The sequence below is a fragment of the Streptomyces sp. NPDC101118 genome (genome assembly GCF_044759445.1).
Lineage (GTDB): Bacteria > Actinomycetota > Actinomycetes > Streptomycetales > Streptomycetaceae > Streptomyces.
This window is the reverse complement of the sequence record NZ_JBIVZG010000023.1, coordinates 124,218-138,165: the sequence shown is the minus strand read 5'-3', so window position 1 is coordinate 138,165 and position 13,948 is coordinate 124,218. Positions and strand designations below refer to the sequence as shown.

The 13,948-nt window shown below is 68.6% G+C and carries 12 protein-coding genes and 2 pseudogenes; 5 read left to right on the top strand and 9 right to left on the bottom strand.

Features of this window, described 5'->3' with window-relative positions; genetic code table 11:
* Positions 1 to 502 precede the first annotated feature (502 nt).
* Positions 503 to 1,342, top strand: a complete 840-nt coding sequence (locus ACIQUQ_RS29755; protein ID WP_403981993.1) for an aldo/keto reductase — start codon at positions 503 to 505, stop codon at positions 1,340 to 1,342.
* 320 nt (positions 1,343 to 1,662) lie between these two features.
* Here the strand turns inward: ACIQUQ_RS29755 and ACIQUQ_RS29750 are convergent, their stop codons facing one another.
* From ACIQUQ_RS29750 to ACIQUQ_RS29740, 3 genes are read right to left on the bottom strand one after another with little or no spacing between them, the layout of a single operon-like run.
* A complete protein-coding gene (locus tag ACIQUQ_RS29750) occupies positions 1,663 to 2,046 on the bottom strand; it encodes a VOC family protein (protein ID WP_403981990.1) in 384 nt (127 codons plus the stop codon).
* Positions 2,027 to 2,935, bottom strand: a complete 909-nt coding sequence (locus ACIQUQ_RS29745) for a class I SAM-dependent methyltransferase (protein WP_403981987.1) — start codon at positions 2,933 to 2,935, stop codon at positions 2,027 to 2,029. The genes ACIQUQ_RS29750 and ACIQUQ_RS29745 overlap by 20 nt, the downstream gene beginning before the upstream one ends.
* Entirely contained in the window at positions 2,935 to 3,240 is a 306-nt protein-coding gene (locus ACIQUQ_RS29740; protein ID WP_403981984.1) for a 4a-hydroxytetrahydrobiopterin dehydratase, read from the bottom strand. Before ACIQUQ_RS29740 ends, ACIQUQ_RS29745 begins: the two co-directional genes overlap by 1 nt.
* 212 nt (positions 3,241 to 3,452) lie before the next feature.
* On the opposite strand from ACIQUQ_RS29740, the gene ACIQUQ_RS29735 reads away from it, so the two are divergent.
* Entirely contained in the window at positions 3,453 to 5,288 is a 1,836-nt protein-coding gene (locus ACIQUQ_RS29735; protein ID WP_403981982.1) for an FAD-dependent oxidoreductase, read from the top strand.
* Between the two features lie 24 nt (positions 5,289 to 5,312).
* Positions 5,313 to 6,117: pseudogene (locus ACIQUQ_RS29730) on the top strand (helix-turn-helix domain-containing protein).
* Here the strand turns inward: ACIQUQ_RS29730 and ACIQUQ_RS29725 are convergent.
* From ACIQUQ_RS29725 to ACIQUQ_RS29705, 5 genes and pseudogenes are all read right to left on the bottom strand, one after another.
* On the bottom strand, positions 6,103 to 6,519 hold the full coding sequence (locus tag ACIQUQ_RS29725; RefSeq protein WP_403981980.1) for a hypothetical protein: 417 nt from the start codon (positions 6,517 to 6,519) through the stop codon (positions 6,103 to 6,105). The pseudogene ACIQUQ_RS29730 and the gene ACIQUQ_RS29725 sit on opposite strands and share 15 nt — an antisense overlap.
* A gap of 230 nt (positions 6,520 to 6,749) precedes the next feature.
* The gene (locus tag ACIQUQ_RS29720; RefSeq protein WP_403981977.1) at positions 6,750 to 7,394 is read right to left on the bottom strand and encodes a tyrosine-type recombinase/integrase; all 645 of its coding nucleotides are present in this window, start codon (positions 7,392 to 7,394) and stop codon (positions 6,750 to 6,752) included.
* Between the two features lie 128 nt (positions 7,395 to 7,522).
* Entirely contained in the window at positions 7,523 to 7,861 is a 339-nt protein-coding gene (locus tag ACIQUQ_RS29715; RefSeq protein ID WP_403981975.1) for a hypothetical protein, read from the bottom strand.
* Positions 7,862 to 8,033: 172 nt separating this feature from the next.
* Positions 8,034 to 9,950, bottom strand: coding sequence for a hypothetical protein (locus ACIQUQ_RS29710; RefSeq protein WP_403982011.1), 1,917 nt, complete (start codon positions 9,948 to 9,950; stop codon positions 8,034 to 8,036).
* Between the two features lie 219 nt (positions 9,951 to 10,169).
* Positions 10,170 to 10,469, bottom strand: a pseudogene (locus tag ACIQUQ_RS29705) (restriction endonuclease); the annotation flags it as partial.
* 1,277 nt (positions 10,470 to 11,746) lie between these two features.
* On the opposite strand from ACIQUQ_RS29705, the gene ACIQUQ_RS29700 reads away from it, so the two are divergent.
* The gene (locus ACIQUQ_RS29700; protein WP_403981972.1) at positions 11,747 to 12,169 is read left to right on the top strand and encodes a hypothetical protein; all 423 of its coding nucleotides are present in this window, start codon (positions 11,747 to 11,749) and stop codon (positions 12,167 to 12,169) included.
* A 309-nt stretch (positions 12,170 to 12,478) separates the two neighbouring features.
* On the top strand, positions 12,479 to 12,991 hold the full coding sequence (locus tag ACIQUQ_RS29695; protein WP_403981970.1) for a hypothetical protein: 513 nt from the start codon (positions 12,479 to 12,481) through the stop codon (positions 12,989 to 12,991).
* 146 nt (positions 12,992 to 13,137) lie between these two features.
* On the opposite strand, the gene ACIQUQ_RS29690 is transcribed toward ACIQUQ_RS29695, so the two are convergent.
* The gene (locus tag ACIQUQ_RS29690) at positions 13,138 to 13,905 is read right to left on the bottom strand and encodes a hypothetical protein (RefSeq protein ID WP_403982009.1); all 768 of its coding nucleotides are present in this window, start codon (positions 13,903 to 13,905) and stop codon (positions 13,138 to 13,140) included.
* Positions 13,906 to 13,948 lie beyond the last annotated feature (43 nt).

The window sequence follows — 13,948 nt, the reverse complement described above, 5'->3', positions numbered from 1 at the left end:
CAGGGCGAAGCCCCAAAGCCCCAGGGGTGGGCCTGCCGCAGGGCCTGCAGGCCACGACGGGTCAAGCACCGAGGGGACCCACACACCACACGACCGGCCACCCCGCACCACCGCCCCGGATCCCGGGGGCGGGAGGCCGGGGCCTCGGTGCCGGAGCAGACCTGCCGCCCGCCGCGTACAGGGAGACCGGCCGGGGCGCAGGGCCGTACCTAGCACGCAAGCCCGCACCGCACCGCACCGCACCGCACCGCACACAAGCCCGCACCGCACCCAGCACACAAGCCCGCACCCACAACGCCGGCCCATACCCAGCACACAAGCCGGCACCCAACGCCAGCCCATACCCAGCACGCAAGCCCGCACCCAGCGGGCCGATAACCCCGTACCAAAGCCCGGCCCCCGCACCACCACCCCAGCACCCGCCCCCCTGGCGGGAATAGGCCGGCCCCCTGGCCGGTTGTCGCTGGCCGTACCGTCCGACGACGCGAGGGAAGCCCCCACCGTGAACCAGGTCCCCACCATCCGCCTCAACAACGGCACGCTCATGCCCCAGCTCGGCTACGGCGTCTGGCAGGTGCCGGACGCGGAGGCGGCGCAGGCCGTCGGGACCGCGCTGGAGACGGGCTACCGCAGCATCGACACCGCGTCGATCTACGGCAACGAGGCGGGCACCGGCAAGGCGATCGCCGCGTCCGGGCTGCCGCGCGAGGAGCTGTTCGTCACCACGAAGCTGTGGAACGGCCCGGAGGAGCGGTGGGGCCGTGACAACGTGCTGCGCGAGTTCGACGCGTCCCTGTCGAAGCTGAACCTCGACCACGTCGACCTGTACCTCATCCACTGGCCGCGCCCGGTGCGCGAGGACTACCTCGCCATCTGGAAGGTCTTCGAGGAGATCGCGGAGAGCGGGCGGGCGAAGGCCGTCGGCGTGTCGAACTTCCTGCCGGCCCAGCTGGAGCGGCTGCGGGCCGAGAGCCCGCTGGTCCCGGCGGTGAACCAGGTGGAGCTGCACCCGCTGTTCGCCCAGGCCGAGCTGCGCGCCCTGCACGCCTCGATGGGCATCGCGACCGAGGCCTGGTCCCCGCTGGGCCAGGGCAAGGAGCTGTTGACGCGGCCGGCGGTGACCGCAGTGGCGGAGAAGCACGGTCGGAGCGCCGCGCAGGTGGTGCTGCGCTGGCACCTCCAGCACGGCACGATCGCGATCCCGAAGTCGGTGACGCCGGCCCGCATCCGGGAGAACCTGGACGTGTTCGGCTTCGAGCTGGACGCGGCGGACATGGCCGCGCTGGACGCGCTGGAGTCGGGGCGGCGCATCGGCCCGGACCCGGCCGTCTTCGACGTCTGAAGGGGCGGGCGCCGCCCGGCGACCGGCCGGGCGGCCGGCCTCGCGACCGGCCGGGCACGCCTGGCGCGGGCGGTACGACGGTTCCGTCCCTTCCGTCGGCGCGGCCTCTGACCGGCGCAGCCCTTGACCGGCACACCCTCTGACGGCGCAGCCTTTGACCGACACGGCCTCTGACCGACGCACCCCTTGACCGACGCAGCCTCTGACCGACACGGCCTCTGACCGACGCAGCCCTTGACCGACGCAGCCTCTGACCGGCGCAGCCCTTGACCGACACGGCCTCTGACCGGCGCGCCTCCCGTAACGGGAAGGCGCTCCCCTCAGAGCGGCTGCAGCCGCGTCCGCAGCAGGCAGAACTCGTTCCCCTCGGGGTCGGCCAGGACGTGCCAGCTCTCGCTGCCGGTCTGGCCGACGTCGACCGGCCTGGCGCCGAGGGCGAGCAGGCGTTCCAGCTCGGCGTCCTGGTCCCGGTCGGTGGGGTTGACGTCGATGTGCAGGCGCAGCTTCCCCGTCCGCGGGTCGTCACTCGGGCTGAGGATCAGGGTGGCCTGGGGGCCGCCGTGGCCGGCGTCGGGCGGACCGATCTCGATGGCCCCGTCGTCCTCACGGCCGAGTTCGGTGAAGCCGAGGACCTCGCTCCAGAAGGCCGCGAGCCCCTCGGGGTCGGCGCAGTCGATGACCAGCTCACTGATGCGGCATGCCATGCCGCTCAGTATATGAGCGCCCCGGCCTGGGAAGCCGAGGACTCTCCGGGTGCCGCGGGCGGCGGAAGGCCAGCAGGCGGTAGCGGGGTTCGGCGCGGGGCCGGTCCGGGTCGGGCAGCGCCAGCAGCCGCTCGGCGAGTTCCCCGGCGGCCGGGCCGGTGGCCGCGATGCGGGAGGCGTACCGGCCCTTGAGCAGGGCCTCGGCGGCCCGGCGCGGGCTACGGCCCTGGCCGTGGCCGGTGAAGTGCGCCTCGGCGACGGGCCGCAGGCCGGCGGCGGCCGCGTACGCGGTCACCCGCCACGCCCCGTCGGCCGGATCGGCCGTCAGGTGCGGGGCCAGTACGTCGTCGACGTCACACCCCACGTGGTGCGCGGCGTCCTTGTCGACGGTGGTCACGAACACTCCCCCGGGCGCCAGCACCCGGGCCGCCTCCGTCACCACGGCCTCGGCCAGTCCGGGGGCGCGCAGCAGGTGGAGCAGCCAGACGGCACCGACCGCATCCACGCGCCGGTCGGGCAGCGGCAGCCGGGTGGCGTCCGCGAGCACGACCGGTACGCCGCGGCGGACCGCGGCGGCGGCCATCCCGTACGAGGCGTCGGCGCCCAGCACCCGCAGGCCGGGGCGGGCCATGCGGGCGGTGACGATCCCGGTGCCGCAGCCGAGGTCGAGGAGGGTGCGGGTGGCCGGCGGGAGGAGGCCGAGGACGGCGCGCGCGGCCGCCTCGGCCCGGGGGACTCCGCCGCGGGTGGCGTCGTACTCCGCGGCTTCGGCGTCGTAGTCCAGGAGCGAACGGTGCGGACGGTGTGGACGGGGCGGACGGGGCGGACGGGGCGGACGGTGTGGACGGGGCGGACAGGGCGGACAGGGCGGACAGGGCGGACGCTGCATCAGGACGCGCCGTGGGCGGGGGCCAGGGTGTGGACGCGCTCGGCGAGGGCGAAGTCCCGGTCGGTGAGGGCGCCGCCGGCCGCGTGGGTGTTCACGGCGAGGTGGACGGTGTTGTAGCCGAGGGTCAGGTCGGAGTGGTGGTCCAACTGGTCCTGCACGGCGGCGATCCCGAGGACGAGCGCGGCGGCGGCGAAGTGCGAGTCCAGGCGGAAGGTGCGGGCGAGGCGGTCGCCTTCCACCGCCCAGCCGGGCAGTTCGCGCAGCCGGTCCTCGATCTCCTTCTGCGACAGCGGCTCCATGGCCATGGGTGCTCCCTTCGGGCCGCGCGGCCGGCACCGCGACGGGCCCTTCCGCGCGACATGACATGTGAAATTCCAATGTCCCACAGCACATCGCGTGGGGAAGGTTTCGCGCCATAGTGCGGACGGGTCCCGTTCTGCCTTCCGTGCCGCGGGCGGCCCTCCTATGCTCCTGCGCCGAACGCGACCTGTTACCGGCGGTAAGGCAGGGGGATGGGATGAGTTCCAGGCGTACCTTCTTGGCGGGAGCGGCCGGTGTGGCGGGCGCGTCCGCGGCGACGGCGGGGACCGCGGCGGCCGCGGACCCGGCAGCGGCGACTGCGGCCGTCGCGCCGAACGGGGTCGCCGGCGCCGCCCCCGGCACCAGCCCCGGCCCCGCCCCCGGCCCCGGCTCCCGCGCCAGGGTCGCGGTCCTCGGCGGCGGCGTCGCAGGCCTGACCGCCGCCCACGAACTGGCCGAACGGGGCTTCGCCGTGACGGTCTACGAGCGGCGCGCGCTCGGCGGCAAGGCCCGCAGCATGGACGTGCCCGGCAGCGCCCGCGGCACGCGCCGGCCGCTCCCCGCCGAGCACGGCTTCCGCTTCATCCCGGGCATCTACCACAACCTCCCCGACACGATGCGCCGCATCCCCTTCCCCGGGAACGCCCACGGCGTCTGGGACAACCTGGTCGCCCCGCCCGAGATGATGTTCGCCCGGGCCGACGGCCGCGAGGACCTGCGGGGCCCGATCCCCTGGGCCGGCGACCGGCCCGCCGCGCTCACCCCCGACGAGCTGCGGCGCGCCCTGACGGGGATGCTGGAGACGTTCGTCCGGCTGCCCGCCCACGAGGTGGCGTACTTCGTCAACCGCGTCCTGGTCTTCCTGACCAGCTGCGACGAGCGCCGCACCGAGGTCTGGGAGCGGACGCCCTGGTGGGAGTTCACCCGGGCCGCCCGGATGTCGTACGAGTACCAGCGCATCCTGGCGGTCGGCATCACCCGCAACATCGTGGCCACCAAGGCCGAGGAGGCCTCCACCCGCACCGTCGGCACGCTCGGCGAGGCCTTCGTCTTCAACGTCCTGGGCCGCGGGGCCGACGGGCCGCCCGACCGGATCCTCAACGCCCCGACCAACGAGGCGTGGATCGATCCGTGGACGGACCGTCTGCGGTCGCTGGGCGTGGAATTCAAGGTGGGGTGGACGCTGCGCGAGCTGGCGTACGAGGACGGCCGGATCGGCCACGCGGCCGTCGAGGACCCCGACGGCACGGTCCACCGGATCACCGCCGACCACTACGTCAGCGCCCTGCCCGTGGAGCACGCCCGGCGCACCTGGCCGGCCGCGCTGCGGGCCGCCGACCCGATGCTGGGCCGGTGCGACCGGCTGAGGACCGACTGGATGACCGGCATCCAGTTCTACCTGACGCAGCGCGCGCCCATGGTGCACGGCCACGTCAACTGCGTCGACTCCCCCTGGTCCCTGACGGCCATTCAGCAGGCGGAACACTGGCCCCGGGAGGAGTTCGCCGCACAGTACGGGGACGGCACGGTGGTGGACTGCCTCTCGGTGGACATCTCCGAGTGGGACGCGCCGGGGATCCTCTACGGGAAGACGGCGAAGGAGTGCACCCGCGAGGAGGTCGCGCGGGAGGTGTGGGCGCAGCTGAAGGCGTCGCTCAACGACACGGGGAAGACCGTGCTGAGTGACGGCCGGCTGCACTCCTGGTTCCTGGACCCGGGGGTGGACGGGCTGGGCACCCCGAACCCCACGAACCAGGACGAGCTGCTGATCCACCCGGCCGGCACGCTGTACGACCGGCCGAGCGCGGCGACCCGGGTCCCGAACCTGTTCCTGTGCGGGGACTACGTGGCCGTGGACATCGATCTGGCGACGATGGAAGGGGCGAACGCCTCGGCCCGAGCCGCCGTCAACGCCCTCCTGGACCGGGCCGGTTCGACGGCCGCACGGTGCGCCGTGTTCCCGATGTTCCGGCCGCCGGAGCTGGAGGACGCCAAGCGGCACGACCGGTGGCGGTACCGCCTCGGCCTGCGGAACGTCTTCGACCTGGGCTGACACAGGTCGGTTACGGTCGTGCCCATGACGACGACTTCGGCCGGCACGGGTGTGGGCCCGCTGCTGCGCACCTGGCGGGAGCGGCGCCGGATCAGCCAGCTGGACCTGGCGATCCGGGCCGACTCCTCCGCCCGCCACATCAGCTTCATCGAGAACGGCCGGTCCCGCCCCAGCGAGGAGATGGTGCTGCGGCTGGCGGAGCACCTGGAGGTGCCGGTCCGGGAGCGCAACGCGCTGCTGCTGGCGGCCGGTTACGCGCCGCGGTACACCGAGACCCCGCTGGACGCGCCGTCGATGGGGGCGCTGCGGGAGGGGCTGGAGACGCTGCTGACCGGCTACGAGCCGTATCCGGCGCTGGTGGTGGACGCGACGTACAACGTGGTCGCCGCGAACCGCGGGATCGCGATGATGCTGGACGGGCTGCCGGAGCACCTGCTGGTCCCGCCGCTGAACGCGATGCGGATCACGCTGCACCCGGAGGGTCTGGCGCCGCGGATCCTCAACCTGCGTGAGTGGCGGGGGCACTTGCTGGCCCAGATGGAGCGGCAGATCGCGCTGGCCCGGTCGGAGCCGCTGCGCGAGCTGTACGAGGAGGTGTCGGCGTACCCGCTGCCGGCACCGCACCGAGGACCCGGGCGAGGACCCGGTGCCGGTGCCGTACTTCGCGCTGCCGCTGCGGATCGAACTCGGGGGCCGGGCGCTGTCGTTCGTCTCGTCCATCTCGACGTTCAACACGCCGATGGACGTGACCGTCGCCGAGCTGGCCATCGAGACGATGCTCCCGGCCGACCCGGCGACGGTGAAGTTCCTGCGGTCACTGGGTCCTTGAGCGCAGGGCCAGCTGCTGGAGCACGGCGAACCCAGCCACGGTGAGGGCCTGCGCGGGGATCCAGACCGCCCCTGCCGTGGTCGGGTCGAACCACACGAGCAGGGCGACGACGCTGAGCGCGGCCCACGCCAGGTTGATCTCGACGACCGCCTTGACGGCGACGGCCGGGGGCTCGCGGCGGCTGGCGAGCCAGCCGACGGCCGCGCCGTAGAGGGCGAGCAGGATGCCGAGCTCCAGCACCAGCCCCTCCCCCACCCCGAGCAGCCGCCCGACGGGCCCGGAGAAGGCGGCGTAGACGAGCCCGTTGGCCCCGGTGACGACGGCGTCGAGCGCGAGGAAGCGCCGGAGCATGCTCTGCGGCTCGGCGGTACGGGCAATGCTGGAGATCAGGGTCGCGGACATGACGGATCACCCTCCATCGAGGTCGGAGAAACAACCGGAAGCACCGGACCCCGGAACCGAGTGCGCGCCCCCGGAGCCCGATGCCCCCACTGTGCCGCCACCTCGAAAGGGGGTCGATTACCCGAGAGGTAATGGAAACGCCGGGCATCCCAGCGCATTCCGGCAGGTCAGCTCCCCGACGCAGGTCACAGCGTCGCACCGGGGAGCCAAAAAAAGGGGAGCCACAGGGCTCACTCGGCCTGCTGCGGAGCCTCCGCTGAGGCATTCGGGCCAGCTCCGAAGATGATGTCCATGGCCTGGGCGCCATCGGTGATGACCGGCCGCAACTGCTTCCGGTAGACGCGCTCGGTGGTGTGCGTACCGCTGTGCCCGACGATGCGCGCGATCACCTCGATCGGGATGCGGTGGTCCGAGAGCAGCGAGACGAAGCTCGTGCGCAGCATGCGGGTCGTCCAGCTCTGCGGGTCCTGCACACCCGCCTCACGCAACAGGTATCGGAAGTTCCTGAGCACGTGCGTAGACGTACGCTGTGCGCCGTTCTCGTCAGGGAAGACCAGGCCCGTGACCGTCCAGACGTGACCGGCCTGCGCCGCGTCCTCTTGCTGCCGTTTGCGGTGCGCGTCCAGAACTTCGGCCGCCTGGCGCGGCATGGCGACCGAGCGCCGACTCTTCCGCGTCTTCGTCTCGCCACGCCGGCGCACCGAGCGCCAGACATCCACGTACGGCTGCCCGCCGTTCTCCTGGCCGGTGTGCACGTGGTCCCAGGTAAGTGGGCGCTCCTCCTCAGGCCGGATCCCAACGAGCAGCGCGAGCACAACATAAGCGTGAACCCATGTGTTCTGCTTCGCGCGAAGAATTGCCTCAGCCTCCTTCATGCTCAGAGACTTGCTGGGCCGACCGGGGCGCCCCTCGGGCAGATCGACGAGTTCGGCGACGTTCCGGACGACGCGTCCGCGCTTCTGAGCGTGGGCAATTGACCGGCGGAGAATCGACCGTACCTTCTTCAAGGATTCAGCAGCCAGAATCTCCGCCCTCCGCTACCGTCCCCCTGTCGCACCTCCTGGCGAGGGCGGATGAAATCGAGAACGCCGGCCAGAGACGAGTCAGCCCCGAGATGCTCGACCAGGAGCGAGAACGCGTCCGCCAGTATGGGCGAAGATTCGGCAAAGAATACTCCGATGCATATGTCGAGCGAGAAGCGTTGGAGGCTCACCGGCGGCGGATCGGGGGGATGAACTACGAGGAATTCACTGCTCAGGCCGACGGATACGCCAATGCCGATGAGCGCCAACGGGAACATGATCTCCGCGTCGCCGACGAGCTGACACACATGCTTGGACAACTCAGCGTTGGTGAGCTGATGCCCTACGAAGGCAGCGGATGGGCGCTCACCCGGTCAGGAGAGAGGTCATGGAGTGAGCGGCATGGCGTGTCGGGCCGTCGATGCAGTCTTCTCCCCAGGATTGGGGCCCAGAGGCGGCCGAACTCCTAACGTGACGGAAAGAAGATTGCCACTAGCCGAGAGTGTCGAACAGTTCAACAACTGGATCGATGGGAGCGAGATAATCCTTCTTGGCGTGAGGCTGGGAGGGATATACCGCAGGGGAATCTCGATCATCGTCGACGTCCTCTTCATCTTGAAAATCCAAGTCCTGCGCCACTTCATCTTCCAGAAGAGCCAGGCGGTCTTTCAAGATTGGCGTATCCGAGTCTGAAGTCTCAAAATCTTCCATAGCGGAAACTAGTCGCGCAATCGCGTCTTCACAGTCTGCGACCGAGTTAACACGACCCGACTCTTCCAGGTCCCACTCGGAAATAAAATTTCGGAACCTGCGCCTCAACTCAGCCTCCGCTCCCGTTGACCAGCGCGAGGGAGCTACTCCGCTTTCCGTGAACGGCGAAAGGGCCGCTTGAAAGTCCTCCGGACAGTTCAGGGATTCCATGAGTCTCGCAGCAAGAGCATCTCTCACCTTCGTGACTGATGCCTCAATCTGGGGATAACCGGCTAGGCGGGAAATCAGTCGAATCTCCTGGCTCGCCGAGAGCGCATTCGCGGACACGATACGCCGCCCCATCTTCTCAACAATCACAGCAAGTGAATGCCGGGCTAGAAGGCTGCGCCGATATTTCGCGTCCAGCATCGTCATGACAAGGTGACGAGCAGCGACAGATACCGGCTGTCGAACAGAGGTGGCGTAGCTATTCGACATTTCCACCCAGTAGCAGGATGGGGAATCCTCCAGCCGGGTCAAGGCCTCCACAAGCACACGCTGTTGCCCGGGCGCAAGGCGAGGGCTTTGCCTAACCATGGAACGTCCACCGAAGAAGGCATCCATCAAGCTAACGATCAGCCGATCGTCAAGGCTGCCGACTATATCCCAGTGAACAAGTGTCTCCACTTGCTCAAAAAATGCCGCACCTCGTGCCGCCTGGGAAATTTCGCCTGGATGGGAAGAGAGATAGGAGGAGATGAAATCGATGAATGAAGGGTTCGCCAATTGGACAATGGATGACCGATTGGCGGGGTGAATCCCGCTTGATTGATCATCCAGTCGCGCGTTTGAAGTGATTCTAACGAAAGTTCCTTGCAATTTCTTCAGGGCCAGGCTCAAGTCATGAGGGCTCGTGAATGAGGCACCCATGGCCGATTCATAGGAGGAAACTCCCCTGAATAGGTCGGTAACCTCGATGGGATATCGTACCGTGGCCAGGACTAGGAGGATGTGCCGCTCACCTGGCGTGAGCTGATCTTGGAAAATGCTCTCCCAGAGCTCGCGGGGGTTGTCTAGGGCTGCGAGCGTGTAACGATAGAAGTTCTCGCCAGGGGTGCCTGAGCTTTTGAAGTTCGACGTCACCAGTTCGATCACCCGCGGGTTGAAGCTCGAATGATGGATGATGTCTAGATAGTTCTGGTCAGCGAGAAGCGAGCTCAGGGCATCTTTATGAAGGTCGGCAAAATGGACATGATTGTAGAGAATCTGAGCCTTCTGCAATCTCGTATAGTCCGCGAGATTCAAGACGACTCGCTCTTCAAACAGGAGCTGCGACAGCCTGAGGCGCGGGTAAATTTGCCTAGCCTGCCGCAAGATGTACTCGCGAGTCGTCATGATGAGCCGCTTGCTATCGTCGCCGGCAATCTTCTCGGCAATGTGCAGTAGGCGGTTGTCTTCGTTCTTGTTCAAGCTATCTAGAAGTGAGTTTTGGCCGAGGAAGTCGTCGTAAAGGAAGACTTGCTTCTCACCTGGTCGCCACACTCGCTCTATATCGGAGATATCTCCCGAAGCGGTATTGATTTCCCAGCCGTCGGACATGAACCTAACGAGGAGCGTCTCGGCAAGGGTGGTCTTGCCAATTCCGGGTTCGCCTGAAATTACGCACACGTGGTGCGATGCGAGCATGTCTAGAGATGCCGAATATGCTTCGCTGTGCACGTAGAGCCTACGTCGTTTGATGATTCGATCGACTAGCCCTGAACTCCTTAGGTGTACGTCTGAGTGCAGCAGACGTTGGAGCACGGCACTCGACGTAATCCATAGTTTGAAGTTCTGCGTCTCAACGCGGGGGTGGCGAGCGAGGAGATTATTAAGGTCGTCTACCCCAAGGATGTCATCCTGTCGCAGGCTCACACCGGAAAAGATCCGCGCTATATCCTTCTTGTTCGCGCGCGTCAGTGACGCCGATGTGACTAGCATATACCTGCAAGAGAACCTGCCGCCAATCTTCCGCGCCTCAAGTTCCAGCTGGTTTTTGATTTGGGAGAAGGATCGCCCTGGAGAATGTTTGCACTGCACGATTATGGACTCGACACCGTCGCGATGCAATCGAATGTCGACGCCTCCGTCCCTGCCCGGAGGGAATGTTTCCATACGGACGCCGAACTCGGCCTGGAGCAAGTCTCTGACGAGTACCTCGAAATCGTGGGGCGATAGATCGGCGTAATTTCTCGTCATTTGTCGACTATGCCATTCCCTAGCGGCTAGCGGGAGCAAGTCCATCCGTTGATCAACTGCTTCACAGCTCAGGTGCTCTGACCTTCGGCGACTACTCTGCCTCCCTCCGAGGCCTGCCACAGACTGCCCTTGGAGGGAGCTCGGTTGAGCTACCTGCGGTACTCCTCCCCGAGGAGTCACTACCTTGAACGTGCTTCTGCTGGGGCCCGTTGGTCCTCTTGCGGAAGGCTAGCTGCCGCGAGTGACACAGCCGTCCTGCCATCTACGGCGGCGTATCTCGGCGCTGCCGCCGGGGGTCGAGCACACACGAGTTTTAGTCACGCCTGGCGCACCTCGGCACATGCTCGTGCTTCCACTGCCACCCCTCTGCGCCCTCGCCGGCGGCTCGCCCCGTGGGCAGCGTGCGATGAGGTGCCCGCGGTGGGTGCCGGGGAGGGGGCACGATGGTCCAGCCGAAGTGTGGGGCCCCGACTCAGAGCGGGGGACGGTGCCAGAACAAGGCGATCACAGGGAGCTCCCGGTGCGCCAAGCACCAAGGGCCGTGGTCCGCGTACGGGGTGGCGCAGCGGAAGAAGAAGGAAGCCGAAGCGAAGATGCGGAAGCTTCGGAAGAAGCGGTGAGCGTGGTCGTCCAGCCACGACTCTGATATCCCGAACAACAGGGGTGGCCGCAGACGGCCGCGGGCGGTCACCTGCGGCCGTCGCGTGCGAGGTCAGGCCGGGTGTACCGGTGTCCCAGGCGAGCTTACAAAGCAGATGTCGACGGTTTGATTGCGATGACCGAGTCCGCCGGGCACCGATCAAAGGGATGCCCAACGGCGTCAGTGGGGCGGGGAGCCAAACGGGGAGCCAGCCCTGGCAGCATCTGGTGGACGGTGGCGGACTCAGGTGGACGGTGGATGGCTTCGCAGCCGGCCTCGCGCCGGTGTCCGGGGGCGGGGAGCTGAGCCTGTTTCAGGCTCTTCTTAAGCCCATCCGAAAGATCTCCACTTGCACGCGAGCGTGGATGGAAGTCGAACCGCTGCTCCGCCCCATTCTTGCCTCTCCGGATCAAGGCGATTGAGGCCGGAACGTCTGGAGAGCTGTGGAGGGTGATCGCGGGCGGGAGAGTGACAGGTGCTGGCCGTTTTACACCGCGGAGCCACTCCAGACGAGCAGCACGCCGCCGGCACCCGATAGCCGTGGCACAAGTCGTGGAAGCCATGAAGGCGAAGGCCTGCCGACCGGGGCCCAGAGGGCAGTAGCGTCCCCCTACCCGGTCTGCCAGGATGCCCGCCCATGGAGCACCCTCAGCAGCCCGTCCAGCCGCAGTGGCACATACCCGCGCCGCCTCAGCATGCGCCGATTCAGCGTCTCAACCTGAAGCGGGTCGCCCTCACCGCCGTTCCGATCCTCGGCTTGATGATCCTCGGTGCGATCGTCAGCGACGACGAGGCCAAGGAGCGACCACTCGTTGTGGGCGGCTGCCTGGCCACCGATGCACAGAAGCCGGCCAGCGTGCCGTGTGATGACCCGTCCGCCAACATGATGATCTACAGGATTCTCGAAGTGACCACCTCAGCCGACGGCTGCCAGTTCGTGCCGGGCGTGACCGCGGCGTACACGGTGACGGAGAGCCTCCGCGTGGGCGGCGAGCAGGGTATTGACGTGGCGGACACCGGGTCCCGGGTCCTTTGCGTGGGGCCGAAGACCCCCCGCTGACCGCGGCGATGCAAACTGCACGCGGAGGTTGAAACGAGGACCGGCTGTGAGCCCGCGTCCATGTTGGGCGGCCGCGGGGAGCCATTCTGGGAGCCACCGGAGGCAGACCAGGGCGGACCGCCATGGACGCATGTGGACTTGGCGCCCAGCAGCCGAGCCGGACAGCACGAGCGGGCCAAGGTCCGTTCTGGGGTTCCGCTTACTCGAGAGGTAATGCCGCGCACGGGCCCGCTCGCCGGTCACGGCCGGCCGCGCGGACCGGCTTGGTGGGGGGTGGGGCGGGGTACGGGTGAGGGGCCGGAGCGTCGGGTGGGTGGGGGCATCGTGGAGGGTGCGGTCGTGGTGGCGGTCATCGGGGGTGGGGCGGCGGTGGCCGGGGGGTTGCTGACCGCGTTCGCCACGCGGTCGGTGGAGCGGCTGAGGCTGCGGGCGAGTCTGGTGGAGAAGGCCCAGGAGCGCCGGCTGGCCGGTGTCGAGGACTTCATGCTGGCGACGAGTCTGTGGATGGACTGGCTCACGTACATCCAGGAGAGCGGCTGGGAGGACAAGCAGGAGGAGCTGAACCGGCGCGTCCGGGCGCGGGACGAGGCGTACCGGCGGCTGCTGTTGCTGGCTTCGGATGATCTGTACCGGTGGCTCAAGGACACGTATCTGCCGGCCGAGCACCTGGTGCGGACGACGTACGTGCGGCAGCTGCGGGGCGGCCGGCCGGTGGACCAGCGGGCGCTGGACGCGCGCCGGGCGTTCAACACCATGCTGCGGGACGACCTCGTGGACAAGGTACGGCCGGAGATCCACCGGCTCCGCGATCCGCTCGCGTGAACGGATCGCGCGGCGTGCGCGGCAGGGACGGCCGGGCCCGGGCCGGCGCCGTGCGGGCCGGCGCCCGGCCGCGCTGCCGTCGGCCGCGGCGCCGTCGGGCGGGGTGCAGTCGGGCGCGGCGCCGTCGGGCGGAGTCCGGCTCCCGGTCAGGCCGTCGTCGGGATGGGGGTGGGGGTGGGGGCGAAGGGCGCGGATTCGCCGGTGAGGTGCTTCAGGCGGCAGGAGGCGAAGACCGGGGCCAGGACGATCACGAAGAGGGCGGGCAGGGACTGGGTCCAGCTGGCCGGGATGTGCCATCCGAGGAGGCTGAGGTCGGTCTTCTGGGCGGCGAACACGTTCAGCTCGTTGCCCATCTGGTCGTACACCAGCCAGAACAGCGTGGCCGCCAGGAAGAGCCACATGTACGCCCGCAGCCGGGTCCGCTCGACGGGGGTCACCTTGGGGCTGCGGTACATCGAGACCAGCACGCCGCCGGGGACGACGACCGCGACCAGGGTCAGCACGAAGGTGACGCTGTCGACGGAGAGCGCGTGCACGGCCGCCAGCAGGGCGACCAGCGCGCCGGTGAAGGCCAGGGAGTACGCGCCGGAGCGCAGCATCCGCGAGCGTTCGGCCGGGGTGAGCCGGACCACCGGTTCCTCGCGCAGCTGGGCGGCGAGCCTGCGGCCGCCGAGGACGTACTGGAGCAGGCCGAGGGCCATGCCGACGGCGGCGGCGCCGAAGCCGAGGTGCCAGTCGACCTCCTCGCCGAGGTAGCCGACGACGAACGACCGCCTCGGCGGTGCCCTCGTGGAGGCCGAGGCCGCCGTGGCGGAGGGGGGCGGCGAGGAAGTGCACGAGGATGGCGACCATGCCGTAGAGGCTGAAGCGCTCCCACAGCTCGGCGAGGACGAGGGTGGCGAGCCCGCGCGGATGACGCCTGCGGGCCCCGGGCTGCTGTCTGTCCGTGTCGCTCTT